The organism is Massilia sp. W12 (genome assembly GCF_037300705.1).
In the GTDB taxonomy this organism is placed as follows: Bacteria; Pseudomonadota; Gammaproteobacteria; order Burkholderiales; family Burkholderiaceae_D; genus JACPVY01.
In genome coordinates, this window is sequence record NZ_CP147776.1 from 1,945,841 (window position 1) to 1,968,992 (window position 23,152).

General features: G+C 55.9%; 13 protein-coding genes. 8 read left to right on the top strand and 5 right to left on the bottom strand.

Annotated elements, in window-relative coordinates; translation table 11 throughout:
* Nucleotides 1–5: 5 nt before the first annotated feature.
* The 3 genes from V8J88_RS07805 to V8J88_RS07815 all read left to right on the top strand — a co-directional run bounded on the left by V8J88_RS07805 (nucleotide 6) and on the right by V8J88_RS07815 (nucleotide 9,026).
* A complete protein-coding gene (locus V8J88_RS07805; RefSeq protein ID WP_338848812.1) occupies nucleotides 6–1,001 on the top strand; it encodes an AAA family ATPase in 996 nt (331 codons plus the stop codon).
* A gap of 16 nt (nucleotides 1,002–1,017) precedes the next feature.
* Nucleotides 1,018–4,386 carry a tetratricopeptide repeat protein gene (locus V8J88_RS07810; protein ID WP_338848814.1) on the top strand — a complete coding sequence of 1,123 codons (3,369 nt, stop codon included), beginning with the start codon at nucleotides 1,018–1,020 and terminating at the stop codon, nucleotides 4,384–4,386.
* A gap of 242 nt (nucleotides 4,387–4,628) precedes the next feature.
* On the top strand, nucleotides 4,629–9,026 hold the full coding sequence (locus V8J88_RS07815; RefSeq protein WP_338848815.1) for a hypothetical protein: 4,398 nt from the start codon (nucleotides 4,629–4,631) through the stop codon (nucleotides 9,024–9,026).
* A gap of 30 nt (nucleotides 9,027–9,056) precedes the next feature.
* Here the strand turns inward: V8J88_RS07815 and V8J88_RS07820 are convergent, their stop codons facing one another.
* Nucleotides 9,057–13,634, bottom strand: a complete 4,578-nt coding sequence (locus V8J88_RS07820; RefSeq protein ID WP_338848816.1) for a hypothetical protein — start codon at nucleotides 13,632–13,634, stop codon at nucleotides 9,057–9,059.
* Between the two features lie 520 nt (nucleotides 13,635–14,154).
* Here V8J88_RS07820 and V8J88_RS07825 point away from each other — a divergent pair.
* Nucleotides 14,155–15,015: an alpha/beta fold hydrolase gene (locus V8J88_RS07825; protein WP_338848817.1), complete on the top strand. Its 861-nt coding sequence runs from the start codon at nucleotides 14,155–14,157 to the stop codon at nucleotides 15,013–15,015.
* 62 nt (nucleotides 15,016–15,077) lie between these two features.
* On the opposite strand, the gene V8J88_RS07830 is transcribed toward V8J88_RS07825, so the two are convergent.
* Genes V8J88_RS07830 through V8J88_RS07840 form a run of 3 tightly spaced genes read right to left on the bottom strand, consistent with a single transcriptional unit; the run spans nucleotide 15,078 to nucleotide 18,773 of the window.
* Nucleotides 15,078–16,121, bottom strand: coding sequence for an ABC transporter ATP-binding protein (locus V8J88_RS07830; protein WP_338848818.1), 1,044 nt, complete (start codon nucleotides 16,119–16,121; stop codon nucleotides 15,078–15,080).
* 28 nt (nucleotides 16,122–16,149) lie between these two features.
* Nucleotides 16,150–17,769: an iron ABC transporter permease gene (locus V8J88_RS07835; RefSeq protein ID WP_338848819.1), complete on the bottom strand. Its 1,620-nt coding sequence runs from the start codon at nucleotides 17,767–17,769 to the stop codon at nucleotides 16,150–16,152.
* Nucleotides 17,770–17,771: 2 nt separating this feature from the next.
* Nucleotides 17,772–18,773 carry an extracellular solute-binding protein gene (locus V8J88_RS07840; RefSeq protein WP_338848821.1) on the bottom strand — a complete coding sequence of 334 codons (1,002 nt, stop codon included), beginning with the start codon at nucleotides 18,771–18,773 and terminating at the stop codon, nucleotides 17,772–17,774.
* A gap of 186 nt (nucleotides 18,774–18,959) precedes the next feature.
* Between V8J88_RS07840 and uraH the strand changes: the two genes are divergently transcribed.
* Together uraH and V8J88_RS07850 are read left to right on the top strand one after the other, a co-directional pair.
* Nucleotides 18,960–19,313: a hydroxyisourate hydrolase gene (uraH, locus tag V8J88_RS07845; RefSeq protein WP_338848822.1), complete on the top strand. Its 354-nt coding sequence runs from the start codon at nucleotides 18,960–18,962 to the stop codon at nucleotides 19,311–19,313.
* A 67-nt stretch (nucleotides 19,314–19,380) separates the two neighbouring features.
* On the top strand, nucleotides 19,381–19,728 hold the full coding sequence (locus tag V8J88_RS07850) for a hypothetical protein (protein ID WP_338848823.1): 348 nt from the start codon (nucleotides 19,381–19,383) through the stop codon (nucleotides 19,726–19,728).
* A gap of 14 nt (nucleotides 19,729–19,742) precedes the next feature.
* Here V8J88_RS07850 and V8J88_RS07855 read toward each other — a convergent pair whose 3' ends face one another.
* Nucleotides 19,743–20,294 (bottom strand): GNAT family protein, encoded by a 552-nt coding sequence (locus V8J88_RS07855; RefSeq protein WP_338848824.1) that lies wholly within the window; start codon nucleotides 20,292–20,294, stop codon nucleotides 19,743–19,745.
* 172 nt (nucleotides 20,295–20,466) lie between these two features.
* Between V8J88_RS07855 and grpE the strand changes: the two genes are divergently transcribed.
* Together grpE and dnaK are read left to right on the top strand one after the other, a co-directional pair.
* Nucleotides 20,467–21,018 (top strand): nucleotide exchange factor GrpE, encoded by a 552-nt coding sequence (gene grpE, locus V8J88_RS07860; protein WP_338848826.1) that lies wholly within the window; start codon nucleotides 20,467–20,469, stop codon nucleotides 21,016–21,018.
* Between the two features lie 131 nt (nucleotides 21,019–21,149).
* Nucleotides 21,150–23,081, top strand: coding sequence for a molecular chaperone DnaK (dnaK, locus tag V8J88_RS07865; RefSeq protein WP_338848827.1), 1,932 nt, complete (start codon nucleotides 21,150–21,152; stop codon nucleotides 23,079–23,081).
* Nucleotides 23,082–23,152 lie beyond the last annotated feature (71 nt).

Below are 23,152 nucleotides of genomic sequence, written 5' to 3' on the forward strand. Positions count from 1 at the left end.
GCCTTATGGACAAGCCGCAACACGACAGCGCATGGCGCATTTTCACCGGACAAGGCGATTCGCATCTGGCCAGCTTGCCAGACGCGCCGCCTTGGCGCACATTTCAGGGGCAGCCAAGCGATCCCCCCGCGTTTTGTGTGAGCCAGGCATATGCGCCGGATGATGAAAAGTGGAAGCGCGCCAAAACGTATCAAACCCCGGCTTGTGCGCTGGACGCCATCAATGCCGCGCTGCTCTTGCGCCGCCCCTTGCTGGTGACAGGCAAACCCGGCGCCGGAAAAAGTTCACTGGCCTACCGGGTGGCGTATGAATTGGCGCTGGGGCCGGTTTTAGTGTGGCCGATCAACTCGCGCAGCAGTTTGAAAGAGGGCTTGTATGATTACGATGCCATCGCGCGACTGAACGACCAGCGCTTGGACGCCAGCCAGGCTGAAGATATTGGCGCTTACTTGAGTTTGCGCGCCTTGGGTACGGCCTTATTGCCCATTGAACGCCCGCGCGTGCTCTTGATTGATGAACTCGACAAAGCCGACCCGGATTTGCCGAATGATTTATTGCATGTGTTTGAAGAAGGCTGTTTTGATATCCCGGAATTGCAGCGCCATGCCAGCGATAATGTGGAGGTCAAAATGATGGGCGAAGCCAAGCGCGTCAACATCAACCATGGCCATGTCGCTTGTAAAGCTTTTCCTTTTATTGTGATGACCAGCAATGGCGAGCGTGATTTTCCGCCAGCCTTTTTGCGCCGCTGCATACGGCTGGAGTTGCCCGACCCGGATGCCGAACAATTAATGGCGATTGTCAGCGCGCATTTGGGCGAAGCCGTGGCGCAACAAGCCAAACAACGCATTGCCGAATTTGCCGCGCAACAAGGCGCGCGCACCACCGCCACCGACCAATTACTGAATGCACTGTTTATCGTACATGGTGTGAATGGCGAAAAACCGGGCGCAGCGGCAGCGGCTGAGTTGGATGCCTTGTTAACGCAAGCCTTGGATTAAAAATAGGGGAACCGGCATGTCTGCAAAACTGATGCGCGCCGCCAGCTGCTTTGGCGCTCCCGATGCGCTGCAATTGGCAGAATCGCTATGGCTGGCGCTGCAAATGGGGCCGCCTGCTGCGCAGCAGGCACAGACAGACCCGCAGGAAAACCCGGTGTTAGACACGCCAACAGCCCAAGCGCATGCTTTAGATGACACGGATGCAGAGCAAAGCAACGCCAAACAAAGCAGCGCACAGCCCGCCTCAGATAAAACCGCGTTGCGCAGCGCCATACCGGGACAAACAGACGGCGCAGCCCAAAAGCAAATTCCGGCCTTGCCCTGCCTGCAGGATGTCAAGGGCTTGCGCCATGCTTTTGGCGCATTCGCCTGCCGCGCGCCGAAGGGCAAAGACTGGGATGAAGCGGCTACCGCAGAAAATTATGCGCGTCAGGGCGGCCTATGTTTGCAGCCAATCGCGCAAGCTGGCGCGCGGCGCTATTTGCGCCTGTGCCTGGTGCAGGAGCAAGGCGGCAGCAATGCAATGTGGGCGCAAGCGCTGGCGGAGTTTGCGCACCTATTGCGCCGACGCGGGGTTCTGCGTCAGCTCAGCAGCAAAACACTAGACCCGCAAGCTGTGCGCTACCAATGGCGCAGAGATGAAATCATCCTCGTCGCCAGTGATTTCACCTCAGATGCCTGGTGGCAGGGCGAATACCCGCGCCTTTTGCAAACCTGGGCCAAGAGTCAGCCTTTGGCTTGCCTGCACACCTTGCCTGCGCGCCTGTGGCGGCGCAGTTGGAGTGGCCTGCCTGACGCCCAAGTCAGCGCACAACGCCCGCTGCAAGAGGCGCGCGCCTGCCTGGTGCAGCTGGATGCAAAGGTTTTTGAATTTGAACAACCGGCTTCCCGCCTGGCCTTGCCCCTGTTGGCAATAGAGGCAAACAGTATTCGTGGCTGGGTGCAAGCCTTATTGCACGGCGCACGCACGCCTGCCATGGTGTTGTCAGTGCGTGAAGCAACGCCGCCAGCTCCATCAAACAGCCCGCCGCCCAGTGTGGAACACATTGTGCAAAGTTTCAAAGGCGCCGCTTCGCCTATGGCGCAGCAATTGGCGCAATACCTGAGTTTGGCGGGTTTATTAAATTTCCCAATCATGCGGCTGGTGCAGCACGCAATGTTGCCGAAAGCGGATGCTTCGCATTTGGCTGAATTCTTTTTAGGTGGCATGCTGCAGCGTGTGGCCGGGGATGATAAAACACCGGCTGATGAAGTGCTTTATGACTTTATTGATGGGGCGAGGGAACTGCTGCAATTGGGATTGCGGATTAGTCATGGGTTGCGGGTGTTGGAGGTGGTGGGGGAGTATTTGGAGAAGCATAATGCTGAAGTCAGCTCATGGAGGCTGGCACACAATGATAAGGCGACAATATCATTTTCAATCAGTGCAAAAGATTCTTTTGCCATTGTTTCGGAAAGCTATTTGAATCGTATTGGTATAAAAATTGATGTTAAAGAAGAGGAAAGGAAATTATCAACGAATGAATTTGCTAAAGCGCTTGAAATTAATCTGACAAGAAAGACTAATGAAACCAAACTGGCACTCGCCAACAAGCTAAAAGCTAAGGGGGACTCTGAGTTGCTTGCTGGTGATTTTCAAGGGGCTGTAGCTGCGTACGAAAATTTACTCGTGTTGTATAGAGAAATTAAGGACAAGCAGGGGCAGGCTAATACCTTAAGTGCTTTGGGGGATATGCGTCAGCGGATGGGTGATTATTCAATGGCACACCATTATTGCCAAGGCGCACTCGCCATGTATCAAGAAATTGGCGATAAATTGGGGCAGGCTAATACCTTAAGTGCTTTGGGTGATATGCGTCAGCGAATGGGGGATTATTCAATGGCACACCATTATTGCCAAGGCGCACTCGCCATGTATCAAGAAATTGGCGATAAATTGGGGCAGGCTAATACCTTAAGTGCTTTGGGTGATATGCGTCAGCGTATGGGTGATTATTCAATGGCACACCATTATTGCCAAGGCGCACTCGCCATGTATCAAGAAATTGGCGATAAATTGGGGCAGGCTAATACCTTAAGTGCTTTGGGTGATATGCGTCAGCGTATGGGTGATTATTCAATGGCACACCATTATTGCCAAGACGCACTCGCCATGTATCAAGAAATTGGCGATAAATTGGGGCAGGCTAATACCTTAAGTGCTTTGGGTGATATGCGTCAGCGAATGGGTGATTATGCAATGGCACAGAATTATTGCCAAGGCGTACTCGCCATTTATCAAGGAATTGGCGACAAATTGGGAGAGGCTCATACCTTAAGTACTTTGGGTGATATGCGTCAGCGAATGGGGGATTATTCAATGGCACAGGATTATTACCAAGGCGCACTCGTCATTCATCAAGAAATAGGCAACAAATTGGGAGAGGCTCATACCTTAAGTGCTTTGGGTGATATGCGTCAGCGAATGGGCGATTATTCAATGGCATTTCGGTACTTGGAAAGTGCACTCGCTATGTATCGTGATGTTGAAGACAAACAGGGGCTGGCCAATACGTGTAAAGCCTTAGGCGACGTGAAGCAGCGGGTGGACGATTTGCCTGGGGCGCGCGCGGACTACCAAAGCGCGCTGGCGATTTTTGAAGCGATTGACGAAAAACTGGGGCAGGCCAATACGCTTCAAGCCTTAGGCGACTTGAAGCAGCGGGTGGACGATTTGCCTGGGGCGCGCGCGGACTACCAAAGCGCGCTGGCGATTTTTGAAGCGATTGAGGACAAACTGGGGCAGGCCAATACGCTTGCCGCCTTAGGCGACTTGAAGCAGCGGGTGGCCGATTTGCCAGGGGCGCGCGCGGACTACCAAAGCGCGCTGGTGATTTTTGAAGCGATTGACGACAAACTGGGGCAGGCCAATACGCGTAATGCCTTAGGCGACTTGAAGCAGCGGGTGGACGATTTGCCTGGGGCGCGCGCGGACTACCAAAGCGCGCTGGCGATTTTTGAAGCGATTGACGCCAAGCTGGGGCAGGCCAATACGCTGCGCGCCTTAGGCGAATTGAAGCAGCGGGTGGCCGATTTGCCAGGCGCGCGCGCGGACTACCAAAGCGCGCTGGCGATTTTTGAAGCGATTGACGACAAACTGGGGCAGGCCAATACTTTGAGCGCTTTAGGTGACTTGAAGCAGCGGGTGGCTGATTTGCCAGGTGCGCGCGCGGACTACCAAAGCGCGCTGGTGATTTTTGAAACAATTGGCGATAAACTGGGGCAGGCCAATACTTTGAGCGCTTTAGGTGACTTGAAGCAGCGCTTGGGCGATTTTATAGGAGCCCTTGGGGACAGGCAAAGTTCATTGGCGATTTTTTCAGAATTAGACGGTATGCCAGAGTAGGTCAACACGTATTGTGAACCTGAGCGTTTTCCAGGGCGAGCTTGAGGACAAGTAAGGTGCATTTGTCATATTATTTTTGGTGATTAAAGCTCGCGCCTATAGATTGATTTTTGATATATTTAATAGTTTTTACTTGTATTCTTGATTCTGTGTTTTTTGCTTCAAAACTTCAATTTGTTTTTATAAATACAATATGAGCGCATCATTTGGTGAGTTCAAAATCAAAATGCCATCTTGCAACCATGTCGCATAACATCCAACCACCCCAAGGCGACCCCGCCCGCCAAGCCCTGGCTTCCCTCGGCGGCTACGCCTACCAGCTTTACGCCAGTTGCCTGGCCTGGCTGCGCCTGCTGCCGCAGCAGCGCTTATATCTGGAAGTGGCGGAAGACTACGCGCTGCAGCTGCAGCAGGCGGTGCAAGCGGTGCAGGTGAAAAACAGCGCCAGCAATATCAGCATCTTGTCGCCGGATGTGTTGACGGCGATTGACGCCTTGATTGATCTGCAAGCGCGCAATCCGCAGCATGATGTTTCCCTGCAATTTTTAACCACCGCCAGCATTGCCTGCGAGCAGCGCTTGCAAGACCGCATCAACAACGGGCCGGTGCTGAGCTATTGGCCGCTGGCGGCGCAGGGGGCGGAGGTGCAACCCTTGCGCACAATTTTGCTGCGCGCCAAGCTCAAACAAAGCAGCCTGGATTTTATTGCCGCGCGCGATGATGCGGCCTTGCGGCGCGATCTATTGTCGCGCATCACTTGGGTGTGCGGGCAGAGCGATTTAAGCGCGCTGCGCGCTGAACTCGATCAGCAAGCCATAGACTTTGGCAGCCAAATCTTGCAGATTGAGCCGGACGAGGCGCAGCGCCTGGCTGGCGCCATGTTGCAAACTGTGTTGGATACCATTTTGACGCCCGGTGCGCGCTGCCTCACACAAGCCGATTTGCGGCGCTTGAATCAAGGCATCAACGCGGTTTCCATCCCTAAGCGCGAATTGCAAAACCTGCTGCGTCAACAGGATAGCGAAGGGCAACGCCAGCAAGCCGCGCTGGCTGAGTTGCAAGCCTGGTCGCAGGCGCTGGCGCAGGAAATGGATGTGGCCGGCCACAAGCGCCTGCAGGACGGGCGCAATACAAGGGATGAAAGTGAGGAAAACCAGGGCCAAAGCGCCTTGCGCCTGTCTGAAGGTTTATATGTGCAGCGCAAAGAAGGCGTGATTCTGACGCACAAAATCGACGCCTTATTGCAAGGCGGTCCCGGTGTGCAAGGCGCGCCGCGCATTTTTATTGTGCGCGGCGAAGCCGGCCATGGCAAAACCAGTTTGCTGTGGTGGCTGCAGCAGCGCTATGCCGCACAGGCGGACGCTGCGCCGCTGTTTTTGCGCGCCGCCTGGCTTGGCGCCTGCGCTGGCGCGATTCGCATCAGCGCTGCGCGCCTGACCGAAGCCTGCGCCTTGCTGCAACAACAGGGACAAACCGCCATCGTCTTGATCGACACCGTGGATTTGCTGGTGCGCAGCGAGGAAGACGCCAGCGTCTTGATGAAAGGCGTCCTGGCCAGCTTGCATCAATTGGGCGCGATTGTGGTGCTCACCAGCCGCCCGCAGGAGGCGCGGCGGCTGAAAGCGGCGGATTTACCCAGCACCCATCTTGATTTGATTGCCTATGACGATAGCGAATTGCAAGACGCGCTGGCGCGTTATGCGGCGCGCTACTATCGCAGCCAGGGCGCCGGCGTGGATGTGGCCCAGCATTTCGCCCGCATCGAGCGTGCGGTGGCGCAGGGCAAGCCGGTTAAGCAGATTTGCGCGATTCCACTGGCCTTGCGCATGCTGTTTGAAATTTATGCGCCCGATTCCATCCCCGAAGAAATCCACATCGTTGACCTCTACCAGGCCTATTGGCGCAACCGGGTTGAAGCCGATGTGCGCGCCGCCTATGCAGAACACGACAGCCCGGCCCCCGCCAGCGGCGCCAATCATGCGCCTGCGGCGATGTGGCTGGCCGCTTTGATGCTGGCGCAGGGCAGTGTGGAATTGGAAGCCGACAGCATAGACTGGCTATGGCGCCAGCAAAACCTGGCGCGCGCAGCGCTGGATGATTTATTACACCGGGGCATTGTGCAGCGCGGCCCCGGCGGTGCGCTGAGTTTTTTTCACCAAACCTTTTTTGAACACGCCGCCGCGCGCGCCATGCTGTATTTGCTGCCGCAAGCTGGCTTACAGCTGCTGGCGCAGCGGGTTGCTGCGCGCACTGATGATTTGTTTATCAAGCCGGTGTTACAGCATGCGCTGCTGCTGGCCGAACCGATGCCGCAGTTGCAAGCGCTGCGCCAAACCGTGTTCAGCCAGCTGCTGCAAGCGCAAGATATTGCCGACCAGAGTTTGGCGCTGTATGTGTACTGTCACTGGAAGCGGGCCAGCCCGGCGCCCTGCGTGGCGCAAGTGCAGGCGCATTTGCTGCAGGAAAATTGTGAAGAGGCGCTGCAGATCGAATTTTTGCGCTTTGCCGGCAATCTGGCCAGCGCGCGCAGCCAGGAATTATTACCCCTGCTCGGGCCATTATGGCAGCGCCCGCAACAGGCTTTGCGGCGGCGCAAACACATCATGCACTTGCTGGCGCGTCTGGCGTGGCGCTGGCCGCAGGCAGTCAGCGCTTTGCTGGATGCGTGGCAGGCTTATGACTATGTTTTTCATAAAGAACGCATGAATGACGATATCACGGTCAGCCTGCTGGAAACCGTGGGCAATGCCTGGTTGCGAGCGCAAGCCGACGCCGATGCACAGGAGCGCGCCGCCAGCTTGCCGGCCCTGCGTCAGCGTTTGCTGTATTGCTTGCAACGCGCCCTGGCTGCACCATTTCATTTCAGCCTGGCGGAACAATGGGCCAGCCTGATCGGCCAGGCGCAAGCTGCTGAAATGCGCCTTGTGCTGCAAGCCTGCAGTGAGATGCATGCGCAATGGGACAAAGCAATCGAAGATGGCCGCTCGCGCAAATTCAATTACTTGTACTGCTCGCTGTGGCTGCGCGCATGGCAGGCTGCGCAAACCCCGCTGGCGTCATTATTAAGTGAAGCCCAAGCCTTGACGCAAGCCGGGCCGTCTGCCGCACTGTCCCTGCATTTGATGACGCTGGCGCAAAGTTTGATCTGTTTGCCGCCAGTGGCGTTAGCGGCCAGATTGCCGGAATTGTTGTCCTGGCTGACGCAACATGCCAGCAGCCACTGGCCGATCTGCTGGGTTGACCGTTTTCTCGGCCCGCTCTTTCGCCATTGTTTGCGTGAGCAGATTGCGCCAGAAGCTGTGAGCGCTTATCTGCAAACGCGCTTGCTGCAAGGCTTGGCGCAACGCGCGCAGCGCCTGGCCGGCTTGGGCGTGGCGACGCGCCTGATCCAATATAGTGAATTGAGTGGGCCAGAGCTGGCGCAAGTCTTTGCGCCTGCCGCAGACAGCATCAGCCCACAAGATTGGCGCGCGGTGCGTGAACTCAACCGCCTGCTATTCGCCGCACAACTGGCCGGCATTGCCGCTGCGCGCCAGGCATTTGCCGGCTTTGTGCAGGAAATGCGCGCCGATAAAGCCTTTCTTTCCACCTTGCAGCAACAGCTGATTCAGGATTATGAGCGCAGCGGCGCACTGCGCGAAGCCGTGCTTTTGTTGCGCTTGATTGGCCTGAGCGGTGACAGTACAAAGTTATTGACGATTGCGCCCGAGTTGCGCCAGCGCATGCAACAGGAAGCGGATATCGCCAGCCAAACCACACGCCTGATAGCTGAATTACTGCGCAGCCCTTCCAGCACGGTGCGCAGCGCGGCGGTGCAAAACCTGCCGGCCCTGGTGCAGGCGGGATTATTCCCGCTGCCAGACGCCAGCCTGGCGCTGCAGTTATTGCAAGGCGAGCGCGTGGCCAAAAACCATGCGCATACCGCGAAATGGGTGGCGAATGCGATTGATTTGGATCAAGCTTCTGCGCACACCCTGGCGCTGGAGGTGCGCACGCGCTTGTTGCAGGTGTTGCAGCCGGGCGCGGGCGATGCTGTGTTTTTGAAAGAATCGTATTTGGAAATTTTTGCGGCCCTGATCAGGCGCGGCTTGCTCAACCCGGCGCATGCCCTGGGCGGGGACATGCCGGGCGCGCTGCCGCTGGCGCAGGAATTATTAAGCTGTTCGCTCGCTGCGCCTTTGACGGAGCGGCATTTGACTTTGTTTGGCCGCAGCATCAGCAGCGTGGCGGCGCAAAACGCACACGCGGCTTTGCGCTTGCTGCAACAGTTGTTCACCGCCCCGGCGATTGCGCAGCTGGGGCAAGGCGCCAGACGCGATTTGGCGCGCCATTTGCGCGCCCCGGTGCGCGATATTTTCAGCTTTGGCGAACAGGCCGTATGGCATGCCATGCTGGAGATGTGCTTAGTCATCGACTACCGCCTGGCGCGGGCGATTATCGAAGCGGCAATGGAAAAACGCGCGCTGGAATTAGGGGAGCGGCTTGAAGCCATGCGCCAGGATGGGCAATTGCATGGCGACTTGCGCAAATTGATTTTCACCTGGAAACATCACCATGAGCGCAGCGATGGCGGCCAGGCTTGGCTGGAATTGCTGCAGCATCTGCCGTCCACGACTGGCAGCGCAAGCGGCCTGCGCTAATGCGGGGACATGCCCCGCAGGTTTGGCGCGTTAATGCGTTTGTTGCATCAAACGGCGGATATCATCGCTTGGCGCATTTAAACCAAATAAGGTTTTTTTGCGCTTATCGCTGCGTTTTTCTGCCGCCTTTTTCACGTCTTCAAGCAAGACGCTGCCAAAGCGCTGCATCATCTCATTATTTTCCCAATTTTCCAGCCAGTTGTAATAGCGGCGGTCTGCGATGCCTTGCGCTAACTGCCCATAGCGCCAAAAATCCAACGGATCGCTTGCCGCCACGGCCAGTGCAAACCAATGGCTGGCCCATTCATGTTTCTGATATTGCTTGCGCGCGAATTCTGCGACTTCCCCTAAAAAACCATGGCCCCAGGATTGTGCCAGTACGGCTTGCGCCGCTGCATTGTTGTGGCGCAAGCCGGCGATGGTCAAGCCTCTGGCCTGCTGGCCCGGGTGCTGGCTGTCAATCAAGCGCTGCATATAGTCATCCAGCCAAACGCCGGCGCCACAGGCATCCGCAGCAATCACGGCAGTTTCCAGTTCGGCATCGGTGAAAACATTGTTGAAAAATTGTTCTCTGAGTGGATTCAATGCTGTCACAAAATCGTCAGGGCGCGCGGTTTTAAACAGGGTTTGCAGATAGATTGGGATACGTTCATCGCCTATGTAATGCGAGATGATCGGTTTTATCTCGCGCAAGTGGGTGAGTATGGTCAGCGTTTTCTGTGCGTCATGCATCGCGTATGCGCCGGCCAGCACCATGGCAAAGTTATACAGTTGGCGCAAAATTTTTGTCTCTTTGATGGCGAGAATCTGGTCTAGCCAACGGGATAGCTGGGCGGGATCACTTTGCGCCAGTTGAATGGCTTGATGCCAACTCAAATACGATATCAGCTCCGATGCTCCGTTTTTCGTTAATTCTTCATTTAATTTCGACAATGATGCACTTAATTGCTTTTGAATCAGGGTTTGCTTTTTGCCACTCAACAGGTCTGCAAGCTCGTCTGGCGTTCCTGTCGAGTTAACTTCCGGCTCGGCATATCCAACGCCATTCTGTATTTCTGCACCAAGATGTGAATAAGTGACAAACATATCCACATAGTCGTATTCAGAGAGGGAATTTGTTTGCTGCAAATTTCGCAAGATGCGGTCAATTGCCATCTTCATTACTTGCAGCGTTTCAGCGCCAAGTGCAATCGCTACTTGGAAAAACAAATGTGGGGCAATCATTTGCAAGCGATCTGTCCGCTTCTGACGAGTGATAGCGCGCGCAATCGCATTTTCCCGCCACCAAACGACATTTTTTTTGGGTTCCACAATTTCCTGTGGCTTGGCAGATTCCACAATCAACCGGTCAAGCTCAGCATCTTGTGCAACATCAGCATATAAGGCAGCGCAGCCAGCGAGGGTATGGTCCGCCTGATTGATCTGTTCTGCAACGATAGTTCTGATGCGTGCGTTAGGCGTGTCAGGCTTGGCGCTGGCAAAAAATAAAAGCCGAACTAATTTTGCCGCACTATCCTGTTGCAGGGCCTCATTCAGGTGGAATTCCAGCCTCTCTGTGCTCAGCCTTTTAAACACTGCTCGAAGTCTAATTTCCGGGTGGGCATTTTCAGGCAGGCGGAGTAACAATCCCAACTGAGTTTCTGCATCCAGATGAGGCAATAAACTGAAAAGAAAATTGTTTGCAATCCATGGATAGTCACGTTCTTGCACAATATTCGGCTGCATCAACAATCGTTCAAATGCTTCCAGCACGATCGCGATGCATGCTTCATCGAAGATCGGGCTGAGTGCCGGAAGACGCCAGGAAATTTGGCGCAAAGGCATCTGAATTCTTGCAGGAATGTTGTGCAGGACCGAATGCAAAGCGCTGACAATTGCTGGCGCATCAAAGCGAGCCAAGGCGGGCGTTACTTCTTCAAGTGTGTGGCAATCATCACCTGTACCAAAAAAAGCCCACACTTTTGCACAGTCCACCCCGTTAGCTGCAGAGCGGGCCGCGTCAAGATTAGTACCAATAGGCGTATTGGGATCGTAGGGATTTGTATTGCAATACATTTCCACCCGTCGCCATCTTCCACCAGGTGCTTGCGGATACATGGCATGCGCCTTCTCACTACAGTGCATGCTGCCAAGCAGCCTCAAGACATATGCCGCTGCCTGACCAAAAGGATCTGAAGCGTTGTTGCATATTTTTTTCGTGCATTCAAGCACAGCCGTTTCCGTCTCTGCATAGTCAACCGGATTTAATCTCACCACCCATGCCATCATGTCCTCTGGAGCATAGATGCTTGGAGCTAAGGTGTCTGCCAGCTCAAAAGCAAAGAGCGTAACTGCATGGTGGCTTAATGTATTTCCTGCCATGAAGAGCGTGGCAAGGCGGGGCAAGCGAATTGCAGGTTCTTCATTGCATTCAGAACAATGTGTTTCTAAGAAAATTTGCTCTTCAGGGCTTAACAGTGCTAATCGGTCTGATACTTCGTCCTCGTATTCTTCTTTTCGCTTAATGTCAACATCCAGGCTTTGGTCGTAATACTTCCGTGTCCATCGGCCCAGCCATTTCGGCAAGCGGGTATCAATCTCGACGCCAAGCCGCTCATCATCACGCCATTCGAGCAGCACATCTTGTAAATAATCCGAACGCATAGTGCTGCCCGTTAATTCCGCCGCATCAAAAAATGCCGCAGGACATTCCGGCACATAGGCGCTCAATGTGTCCAGCACTTCATCTGAAGTATTTTGCAAGGACAGCGCGCCTTCCACCAAGGCAACCCTGGCTGTCTGCGGGTATTTCTTATCAAGGCAGGCGATGCCGACCGCCGCCGCCAGCGCTGGGCCTAAAGCGTCAAATGCTTGAATCGGCTCCAACATGCGCTGCAAATGCTCGCGCGGGTTGTCGGTTTTGCCGGTTTTGATTTCATGCGACATCAATAAGGCCAGCGCAAATGGCAGGGATTCTTGCCTGAATTCGTAGCTGCATTCATCCTCGGCGCTGACTTGCATGAAGCGGCCTTCTTCAATTTCGGTCAGATCATTAAACAAGCTTTCGCCAGGCTTGCAGCCCACTGCAGGGGAATATTTCTGCCAGCCTCCGCGCGCAAATTGCGTGTCTGGATTTTCCAGCCATGCCTTGGCATGCCGCCGCAAAAGTCCATGAAATTCCGCTTCAGAATGCTGCAGTAAATCGCCCCTTTCCTCCATTCTGGCGCGCCAGTATTCCAGCAGCAGGCGCTCCACCGTTAAGGCCTTGGCATGCGCCAAGCGCGGCAACAGTTTGATGGCGACGGAACACACTCTTGGATTACTGACAAATTCACGCACTTTTGGCGACAGGTCGTGCAAGGCAATGCCATCCCGCTGCAACACCTGGGCCAATTCGGTTTCGCTATAGTCGCCAATCTGTACTTCTTGCAGCGGAAAATTGCCAAGGCGACCAGCTATTTCACGCTCCCAATACGCGGGCCGGCAACTTGCCAGCAAACAGCCGCCCAGCTTGGCGACCAGCGGCGCCATGGCTTGCAAAATACTGCTCCAGGGTTTGCCTGAGTGCTCGTTCAAGCCATCCAGAACGAGGACAAAGCGCATCTTGCCAGCGTGTTCTCCACAGCTCCAGCGCTTCAGGCGGCGCTCCCATTTTGCAATCGCAGCCTCACCTTGCTCGCCGTCTTGCGCCGCCAAGAGCTGGGCTAAGCTGCGGCAGGGGTTGTTGTGATCCAGCCAATCTGCACGCCAGCCCGCAACGAACACGATAATCGGACGTTCTGCCATGTGCGCCAGCCAGCTAGCAATGGCCCAGGTTTTACCGCATCCCTCCTTGCCCAACATCGCGACTAAGCCGGGGTTTTCCACCTGGGCGCACATATTGTTTGCGGCACTATCCAGCGCCGCCAAAATCTCAGTGCGGGCCAAGGACGGGGACACAGAATTTGCCACGGTAATGAATTGGCCAAATGCCGATTTGGATGCATTTTGATGGGCAAAGCACAGATTGAACCAGTCGAAATTGTGTTTGCGCAGCGCATCCAAGCCAATATTGGATGCATTGATGTGCTGCTGCAGTTGCGCGCTTTGCGCAGGAAAGGCAGGGTGGGCGGCAATGTCGTCAAAAATAGCGGGAAAATCAGTCGTGGCGCTATTGAGCACGTACTGCGACAGCCAGTCTATTGCCTGATCCCGCACCAGCGTCAGCAAAACAGCAAGCGGGGGCAAGGGATGGGGTGTCCAGTCCAAGGCCAGGAAACTGATGCCCGCGTTTTCCAGATGATCTTTTAACTTCTCATGTACACCTTCGCCAAGCGGGCTGCTTGCCGCCAATATCCACAAGTCGATTCGGCCTGGCAAAACATGGGATGCGATGCCAACTTTTCCTTCCAAATTTTCTAGTGACAGTTTGTCTTGATAGCGCTTGGCCTCCATCGCAATCGCAAAGTGACTGGGGGCAGTTATGCCATCGCGGCCAAACTGTGAACCAGACTTGGCCAGACGGAAAACCAAACCGCTCACATTCGCCAGGGCGCTGGCGATCAGCCCTTCAAAACCATCATCGCCAGCGGGTTTAATCGCCAACAATGCATCCCGTAACGTTTCAAGCGAAGCGTGTAAGTTGCTCACAGTGTCATTCCCTGATTGGATCTTGCCCGGTTCCGCAATACAGGATGAATTATACGGCTGCAACTGAAGAGCGCATGCTTATGGCAGGAACTGGAAATGCCTGCCAGGGTGGGGCGTTATTTCAATGTGCATAGTTTCGGGCCTTGTTTTCGGCTGTACGAGTTGAGCATGTTTGAATTGCTGATTGGACTCATCTGGCGGAGTTTGCCGCAAAAATGCAAGATACCCCATGTAAGCGAATTACTCTGTTCTGGCTACATTTCAGGGGTAATTGGGGGGGTATTTGTGCGCCAGAATTAAATATTCAATAAAATCAAGTAGATATGTTTTCGCTGGCAGGTGCGCAGCGATAAGCCGGCGTCCGACAGCGGTGGCGCCACAACACAATAAGAGCCAGCCCCCCGGATCATCAAATAAACAAGTGACATGATGCGGCTGCATACGATTGGAGGAAATGTTCAAGTCGTATGCAAGCGGTTTTGGTGTACAAACTGCAGATCGCATATCTCAGGCCGACGCCATGCATGCTCCCACACTGAAATTGATTCCTGGCCGCCCGGCCATGCAGCATTTCCCGCCCTCAGGCCAAGCCCTGGCGCATCTGGTGATCGCACCGGCAATGGCGGTTTCTCAGCGCTTTTACCGTGATTTTGCGCAATACATGGCGCAACAGGGTTTTGCCGTCACCACCTTCGATTATCTTGGCATGGGCGAGGCAGGGGGCGGTGAGCTGCGCGCATGCCGCGCCGATATCAGCGAGTGGATTGAAAAAGACGCTGATGCGGTCTTGCAAAGCGTGCATCAGGCAGCCCATGGTGCGCCGGTGTTTTTGCTGGGGCACAGCCTGGGCGGCCAGGTGGCGCCCTTGTTGCCTTCGCAACATTTACTGGCCGGCGTGGTGAATATTGCCGTCGGCAGCGGCCATGCCTCCCACAACCGGCCAGATGTGGCGCGCCGCGCACCTTTGCTGTGGCATGTGTTGACGCCTTTGCTATGTCCCTTGTTCGGGTATTTTCCAGGTAAGCGCATCGGCGTCATGGGCGATATTCCGAAGCAGGCGTTTTACCAATGGCGGCGCTGGTGTTTGAGTCCTGAATATGTATTAAGCGGCGAGCCGGGCGCGCGCGAGGCCTATGCGCGCGCCGCCTGGCCGGTGTTGGGACTGACCTTTACCGATGACGAATTATTGAACGAAGCCGGCTCACGCCTGTTGCATGGGGCATACCGTTCGGGCCGGGTCGATTACCGCGAAATCGGGCCGCAGCAATACAAGCTGGCGCGCATCGGGCACTTCGGTTTTTTCAAAGACAGTATGCGCGACAGCTTGTGGCCCTTGGTGGTGGAGTGGTTGCGCGCGCAATTGCAGGCGCCGCGCGCTTGACGGGGACAGTGCCTCTTATGCCCGGCGCGCGCATAAGAGGCATTCAGTCCCGCAACAGTTTTTCACTGACGGCGGAATGCAATCAAATGATCCACCTCAATTCTGATGCCTATCATTTCACCTATCGCGTGATCATGGTGGCTGGGGGCGAGCGATAACACCTTGGCCCCATCGGATAATTCGAGGGTGTATAAAAACTCGGCGCCGCGAAATGCGCGCGCCAGCACGCGCGCTTTGGTCGGGCTGGCGTCGTCGTGCAGGATGTCGTCGGGACGGATCAACACATCCACCACTTCATCCGGCGCGAATTGATTCGCCAGTGTGCCGCGCAATTCGCCAAAGGAGGGGTGCACGCAATCCGCGCCACAGGCGCGCGCCGGCAGCAACACGCCTTCGCCGATAAAGTCGGCCACGAAACGATTCGCCGGGTGGTGGTATAAATCGTATGCCTTGCCCCATTGCTGCATCACGCCTTCATGCAAGAGGCCGATTTGATCGGCCATGGCGAAGGCTTCATGCTGATCATGTGTGACCATGATGGCGGTGCTGCCCTGTTTTTTCAGCAATTCGCGCACCTCAACGCCAAGTTTGACGCGCAAATCCACATCCAGATTGGAAAACGGCTCATCCAGCAAGATCAAGTCCGGCTTGGGGGCCAGGGCGCGCGCCAGGGCGACGCGCTGTTGCTGGCCGCCGGATAATTCATGCGGATATGCTTTGGCGAAGGCGGCAAGGCCGGTGATCTCCAGCATGTCCGCCACCCGGGCGCGCGCTTCGCTTTTGCTCATGGCATGCAAGCCAAAGCCGATGTTGTGCGCCACATCCAGATGCGGGAACAGGGCGTAATCCTGAAACACCATGCCGATTTTGCGTTTTTGCGCGGCCAGCGTGTGCTGTGGCGTGCTGACTTCCTGGCCATTGATCAAAATGCGCCCGCTGCGCAAGCTTTCAAATCCGGCAATGCAGCGCAATGCCGTGGTTTTGCCACAGCCGGACGGCCCCAGCAAACAGGCGATTTCACCGCGCGCCAGGGAAAAAGATAAGGCTTGCAAGGTGCTGCGCGCACCATAGACGTGGCTGATAGCTTCGACTTGCAGCAAATTCATGAATCCATCCTGTTTCACCTGAACGCTTTTATTCTGCGCTGAATTCTTCCTGCCGGCCTAATAAAATCACCGGCAACAATCCCGCCGCCACCAGCGCCAAAGCCGGCGCCGCCGCGCTTTCCCACATGCCCTCAGATGTCATTTGAAACACCCGCACCGACAGGGTTTCCCAGCCGAAGGGGCGCAACATGAGGGTAATCGGCATTTCTTTCATCACATCCACAAACACCATCAAGAGCGCGGTAAATAAGCCGCCCTTGAGCATACCCCAATGCAGGCGGCGCAACAGGGCAAGACCGGACAGTCCCAGGCTGCGCGCGGCGTCTTCCTGGTTGCGTGTGATGCGCTGCATGGCTCCATCCACAGGATGAAACGCCACTGCCAGAAAACGCACCACAAAAGCCAGCAGCAAGACCAGGATGCTGCCGCGTAAAAAACCTTGTGCGCTGACTTGCCAGCCCAGCGCTTGCGCCGCTTCGATCAAGCGCCCGTCCAGCCAGGCAATCGGAATAAAAATGCCGACCGCCAGCACCGCGCCCGGAATCGCATAGCCCAAGGTGGCGGCCTTGATCAAGAGTTGCATGCCAAACGCCTGGTGCAAACGCGCCGCGCGCGCCAGCACCAGCGCGGCGCTGGCCGCCGCCAGCGCCGCGCCGGCGGCGGCCAGCAGCGAATTGCCGACAAAAGACCAAAAACGCTCATCCACCCCTTCGCGGTTTTGCCAGGCCCAGAACAGCAGCTGCAAAATCGGCGCGACAAAGGCCAGCAGCAGCACCAGTACGCAGGCGGCTTGCGCCAGCCAGGCGCGTGCGCCGTGCAAGGGATAGCGCAGCGCGCCGGATTTTCCGCTGGCGTGATAGGCGCGCCGTCTGCGCGCCCAGCTTTCCGAAGCCGCCAGCAGCAGCACCAGCAAGACCAGCAGGGAGGCTAATTGCGCTGCCGCCTGCATGGAAAACATGGCGAACCAGGATTTATAGATGGCGGTGGTGAAGGTGTCGTAATTAAACACTGAGACCGCGCCGAAGTCGGCCAGGGTTTCCATCCACACCAGCAGCAGGCCGCCGGCGATCCAGGGACGGGCGGCGGGCAGGGCGATATGCCAAAAGCCGCGCCAGGGGCCCAGGCCCAGCGATTGGCCGACTTCCAGCGCGCGCCGGCCTTGCGAGGCAAAGGCTTGGCGCGCCAGTAAATAGATATAGGGATAAAACGAGAAAGCCAAGACCAGGGCGACGCCGGCGCGCGAGCGGATCGGCGGTAAGCCGCCTTGCCAGCCCAGTTCATCCCGCAACCAGGTTTGCAGCGGGCCGGTAAAGTCCAGCATGCCGACTGCGGCAAACGCCGCCACATAGGCCGGCAAGGCCAGTGGCAAAGCCAGCGCCCAGGAAAAAAAACGCCGGCCTGGAAAGTCGCAGACCGCGACCAACCAGGCCAGCCCGACACCCAGCGTCAGAGTAAACAAACTGACCCCGGCTAACAGCCACGCGGTATTGCTGAGCAGATCCGGCAGCACATGGGCCGATAGATGCGCCCAGATGGCGCCATCGGGGCGCGCCAAGGCGCCCAGCAATACCAGCAGCGGGGTCAAACACAGCGCAGCCACCAGCAAGCTGGCGTTGCGCCATACAGAAGAATGATGCGCTTGCGCCATCCTTATTTATAGCCGGCGCGGTCCATTAACTTGACCGCTTCGACTTGCAGCTCGCCGGCTTTGGCGACATTGATCAGGTTTTGTTTGAATTGGCCCCAATTCAGCAAAGCCTTGTCCGCCGGCACGGCAGGATTGGCGGGGAATTCATAATCCAGATCGGTAAACAGGTTTTGCGCTTTGTCAGAGGACAGCCATTCCATCAGTTTTTGCGCGCCCTGCGGATTTTTCGCATGCTTGGTCACGCCTGCGCCGGAGACATTCACATGCACCCCTTTGCCCGTCTGATTGGCCCAGTACAGGCCAATTTGCAGGGTCGGTTTTTTCGCCATCAGGCGGCCATAGTAATAAGTGTTGGCGATGCCGACATCGCATTGGCCGGCGCCAATCGCCTCAAGCAGCTTGGTGTCATCGGCAAACACATCGGTGGCCAGATTGCCGACCCAGCCTTTGACGATTTGTTCGGCTTTTTGCTCGCCGTGTTCAGCGATCAAGGTCGCCACCAGGGACTGGTTATACACTTTCTTGGAAGTGCGCAGGCAGAGCCGGCCTTTCCATTGCGGGCCAGCCAGGTTTTCATAGCTGGAGAGTTCAGCCGGGAGGACTTTTTTGCTGTTATAGAAAATCGTGCGTGCGCGCACCGATAAGCCATACCACATTTTTTTCGGATCGCGCAAATGCGCCGGAATGTTTTGCTCCAGTACGCTGGAGTTGAGCGGGCGCAGCAAATCGGCTTGCGCGGCCTGCCACAGATTGCCGGCGTCCACCGTGATCAACATATCCGCCGGGGTGTTGGCGCCTTCCGCTTTCAAGCGCTCCATCAAGGGGCCTTCTTTGTCGGAAATAAACTTGACCGGCACGCCGGTTTGCTTGGTGTAGGCGTCAAACAGCGGCTTGATCAATTGTTCATTGCGGGCGGAGTACACCACCACTTCTTGGGCCAGCGTGTTTGCAGACAAAAGCGCCAGCAATGCAGCGCCAGCCAAGCGGGTCATCACATTTTTCATGCACAAACTCCATACAGGGAAGAGGGGATTGCCATGCAGCAAATGCCGTCAGTGTAACACAATTAAAAATGATTCTCATTTGCGAAAAGAGGATAAATGCATAGGCCGAAAGGATGAGCCGCAGGCGCGCTTCTCCAATCGGGGTGCGGCTGGCATACAATCAGCTGATACTTCAAGGAGAACAGCATGGCCAAACTCAGCACTCATGTTTTAGACACGCACAGCGGACGCCCGGCGCATGGCATGCAATTGCAATTGCACCGCTTGAGCAACGGCCAGTCCGAATTGCTGTTGAGCGCGCGCACCAATGCCGATGGCCGGCTGGATGCGCCGCTGTTGCAAGGCGAGAGCATGCAGACTGGGCGCTACAGCCTGACGTTTCAAGCGGCAGAGTATTTCCGCGCGCAGGGCATGGACTTGCCCGAGCCTGCATTTCTGGAAGAAGTTTGTATTCAATTCGGAATTGCCGACGCCAGCCAAAACTACCATGTGCCGCTGGTGCTTACGCCCTGGAGTTATGCGACTTATCGCGGCAGCTGAGCGCAGCGTGCAAGCGCGTATGCTGTTTGATATGATTGCATATTGATTTGACTGTGTGGAGAGAAACATGCAAACCTGGCCGCTGAATGAAGCAGAAAAAGGATTGATTGCTTTTGAAGTCAGTAACGTTTTGCTTACGCCGTCTGCTGTGGCGCGGCGCTTGCGCCGGATTGCGGGCGTGAGTCAGGTTCAAGTCCGGCCCCTGTTTTCCAGCCAGGATGCGGAAGTTCATGTCAGATTCCAATATCAGGGGCAGGACTGCGTGGTGTGGGAGCCATATGGCGACAGCTCACGCTACTGGATCGGCCCGGCTGATGCGCAGGCGCAGCCGACGGCGTCGCTGGCAGCGTTGGAGCAGGCTTTCAGACAACAAGCTGGCGTCTTGCAAGCTGTATTCAAGCGGCTTGGTTTGTGAAGGCGGGGCGGGCTTTATGCGCCGTCCCCGGGTATTCTGGAGTAGATAAAGTAATCGCGCGATTGGCCCCGGATGATTCTGAAATTGCGCAATCTGCCTTCCAGCACGAAACCGCATTTTTGCAATACCGCCTGGGAGGCCAGATTACTGTCCACCGCTGTGGCCTGGACTCTGCGCCAGCCGCGTTCTTTGAAGGCCCACTCCACCATCGCCAGCGCCAGCGCGCTGGCGATGCCCCGGCCCCAGTAGTCCGGGTGCACGTCATAACTTAATTCCGCTGTCAAAAAACGCGGCATGATGGTGTGAAAGCTGGTGGCGGCGATGACTTTGTGCGGCGCGTCTTGCAGGGTGACGGCAAACATCATCGGCGCATTCGGCGCTTCGCCCCAAAAGGGGGCAAATTGGGTGCGCAAATCCTCCAGACTTTGATAATTGGCGCTGGTGTGCTGCAAAACTTGCGGCAAAAGCGCAAATTCGGCCCAGGATGGCAAGTCGGACATCTCCATTTTACGGATGCGCAAACCGGGCATTGCGGTTTGCGGCATCGTCATGTCTGCAGCATTCATCTTGATCTCTTTGTGCTCATTCATCTGGAATTGTCGCATTCTGCTTGTGCAAAAGCGCAGAAAAAAGTGAAAAAACGCTCTTGAAACCCGCTTGAATAACCCCATATGGCGTCGGGTTAAACCATTCCTGCAATTACAGTAACACACTACATTTTACAGTTGGAGGCTTTCCATGCAAGAACAGCAAGAAGAACAACTTGCAAAAGGCGCTGAGGCGCCGGCAGCGGCAGAAAATTTTGAAGGATTGCCAGGCGCCAATGCGCCGGCTGATTTACTGGCGCAGTTGCAAGCTGCAGAGCAAAAAGTTGCTGAACTGCAAGACGCTTTCATGCGCGCGCGCGCAGAAGGCGAAAACATCCGCCGCCGCGCGCAGGAAGATATCAGCAAGGCGCATAAATTCGCCGTCGAGAGTTTTGCTGAAAGCCTGTTGCCGGTCAAAGACAGTCTGGAAATGGCTTTGAAAGTTGAAGCCCCCACCGTTGAATCCATCAAAGAAGGCGTCGAAATGACGCTCAAACAACTCTCCAGCGCATTCGAGCGCAACCGTCTGCTCGAAGTAACCCCGGCGCGCGGCGAAAAACTCGATCCGATGAAGCATCAGGCGGTGTCCATGGTGCCAGCTGAGCAGGAAGCCAATACGGTGGTCGATGTGCTGCAAAAAGGCTATATGATCGCCGACCGTCTGTTGCGTCCGGCGATTGTCACCGTGGCCCAGGCGAAATAATTCAGCGGGCGCGATTTGGCTGAAAACAGCATAAAAATGCTATTGAAATGCCGCCAAATGCGCCTATATCCGGCTCAACGGATTCAAACGAATCACATGAATAACACTGCATACATACAAGGATAAACATCATGGGCAAAATTATCGGCATCGACCTGGGTACTACCAACTCCTGCGTTTCTCTGGTGGAAAACGGGCAACCCAAAGTGATTGAAAACGCGGAAGGCGCGCGCACCACCCCTTCCATCATCGCTTATCAGGAAGACGGTGAAATTCTGGTTGGCGCACCGGCCAAGCGCCAGGCGGTGACCAATCCCCGCAACACCCTGTACGCGGTGAAGCGTCTGATCGGTCGCAAATTTGAAGAAAAAGAAGTGCAAAAAGACATCAGCCTGATGCCGTATTCCATCGTCAAGGCTGACAATGGCGACGCCTGGGTAGGCGTGCGCGACAAAAAACTGGCGCCGCCGCAAATTTCTGCGGAAGTGCTGCGCAAGATGAAAAAGACCGCCGAAGACTATCTGGGCGAAGAAGTGACTGAAGCCGTGATCACTGTGCCGGCCTACTTCAATGACGCACAGCGCCAGGCCACCAAGGATGCTGGCCGCATCGCCGGTCTGGAAGTCAAGCGCATCATCAATGAACCGACCGCAGCCGCGCTGGCCTTTGGCCTGGACAAAGGCGAAAAGGGCGACCGCAAAATCGCCGTGTATGACTTGGGCGGCGGCACCTTTGACGTGTCGATCATCGAAATCGCTGACGTTGAAGGCGAAAAACAATTTGAAGTGCTGTCCACCAATGGCGACACTTTCCTGGGCGGTGAAGACTTCGACCAGCGCGTGATTGATTACATCATTGAAGAATTCAAGAAAATCAACGGTCTGGATCTGAAGAAAGACCCGATCGCGCTGCAACGCATCAAGGCTTCCGCAGAACGCGCCAAGATCGAACTGTCTTCTTCGCAGCAAACCGAAATCAATGAGCCGTATATCGCCATGGCCAATGGCGCGCCGGTGCACTTGAATATGAAGATTACCCGCGCCAAGCTGGAAGCGCTGGTGGAAGACCTGATCACGAAAACCATCGAACCCTGCCGCATCGCGATTAAAGACGCCGGCGTGAAGGTCAGCGATATCGACGACATCATCCTGGTGGGCGGTATGACCCGTATGCCGAAAGTGCAGGAGAAGGTCAAGGAATTCTTCGGCAAAGACCCGCGTAAAGACGTGAATCCGGACGAAGCGGTGGCGGTGGGTGCGGCGATTCAAGGTTCGGTGCTGGCCGGCGACCGCAAAGACTTGCTGTTGCTGGACGTGACTCCGCTCTCCCTGGGCATTGAAACCCTGGGCGGCGTGATGACCAAGATGATCCAGAAGAACACCACGATCCCGACCAAGTTCAGCCAAACCTTCTCCACTGCTGACGACAATCAGCCGGCGGTGACGATCAAGGTGTTCCAGGGTGAGCGCGAAATGGCGGCGGGCAATAAGAGCCTGGGTGAATTCAATCTGGAAGGCATTCCGCCGGCCCCGCGCGGCGTGCCGCAAATCGAAGTCACCTTCGATATCGACGCCAACGGCATTTTGCATGTGGGCGCGAAAGACAAGGCCACCGGCAAAGAAAACAAGATCACCATCAAGGCCAATTCGGGCTTGAGCGAAGATGAAATCCAAAAGATGGTGAAAGATGCGGAACTCAATGCCGCTGAAGACAAGAAGTTGAAAGAACTGGCTGAGTCGCGCAATCAGGCAGACGCCATGGTGCACTCGACCCGCAAATCGCTGTCCGAATACGGCGACAAGCTCGAAGCTGGCGAAAAGGAAAAGATCGAAGCTGCGATCAAAGACCTGGAAGACAGCATCAAGAGCAGCGACAAGGCGGAAATCGACGCCAAGCTGGCGGCATTGTCCACCGCAGCGCAAAAGCTGGGTGAAAAGATGTATGCCGATATGCAAGCCAAGCAGGCGGCGGGCGGTGCTGAAGGCGCCGGCGCGGCAGGCGCGCAAGCCAAGGATGACGACGTGGTCGATGCCGAGTTCAAAGAAGTCAAGGACAAGCAATAAGATCGCAACCGGGTGCGCCCGGCAGCCGGGGCGAGGGGCTTGCGCCTTGCCCCGGCTTTGAACATTTGAGC

Bases quoted from the DNA above. Each gene is read 5' to 3' on its own strand.
- V8J88_RS07850 (WP_338848823.1), top strand. From the start codon at position 19,381: ATGCAAACCTGGCCGCTGAATGAAGCAGAAAAAGGATTGATTGCTTTT.
- uraH (WP_338848822.1), top strand. From the start codon at position 18,960: ATGGCCAAACTCAGCACTCATGTTTTAGACACGCACAGCGGACGCCCG.
- V8J88_RS07830 (WP_338848818.1), bottom strand. From the start codon at position 16,121: ATGAATTTGCTGCAAGTCGAAGCTATCAGCCACGTCTATGGTGCGCGC.
- V8J88_RS07825 (WP_338848817.1), top strand. From the start codon at position 14,155: ATGCATGCTCCCACACTGAAATTGATTCCTGGCCGCCCGGCCATGCAG.
- grpE (WP_338848826.1), top strand. From the start codon at position 20,467: ATGCAAGAACAGCAAGAAGAACAACTTGCAAAAGGCGCTGAGGCGCCG.
- V8J88_RS07840 (WP_338848821.1), bottom strand. From the start codon at position 18,773: ATGAAAAATGTGATGACCCGCTTGGCTGGCGCTGCATTGCTGGCGCTT.
- dnaK (WP_338848827.1), top strand. From the start codon at position 21,150: ATGGGCAAAATTATCGGCATCGACCTGGGTACTACCAACTCCTGCGTT.
- V8J88_RS07855 (WP_338848824.1), bottom strand. From the start codon at position 20,294: ATGAATGCTGCAGACATGACGATGCCGCAAACCGCAATGCCCGGTTTG.
- V8J88_RS07810 (WP_338848814.1), top strand. From the start codon at position 1,018: ATGTCTGCAAAACTGATGCGCGCCGCCAGCTGCTTTGGCGCTCCCGAT.
- V8J88_RS07815 (WP_338848815.1), top strand. From the start codon at position 4,629: ATGTCGCATAACATCCAACCACCCCAAGGCGACCCCGCCCGCCAAGCC.
- V8J88_RS07805 (WP_338848812.1), top strand. From the start codon at position 6: ATGGACAAGCCGCAACACGACAGCGCATGGCGCATTTTCACCGGACAA.
- V8J88_RS07835 (WP_338848819.1), bottom strand. From the start codon at position 17,769: ATGGCGCAAGCGCATCATTCTTCTGTATGGCGCAACGCCAGCTTGCTG.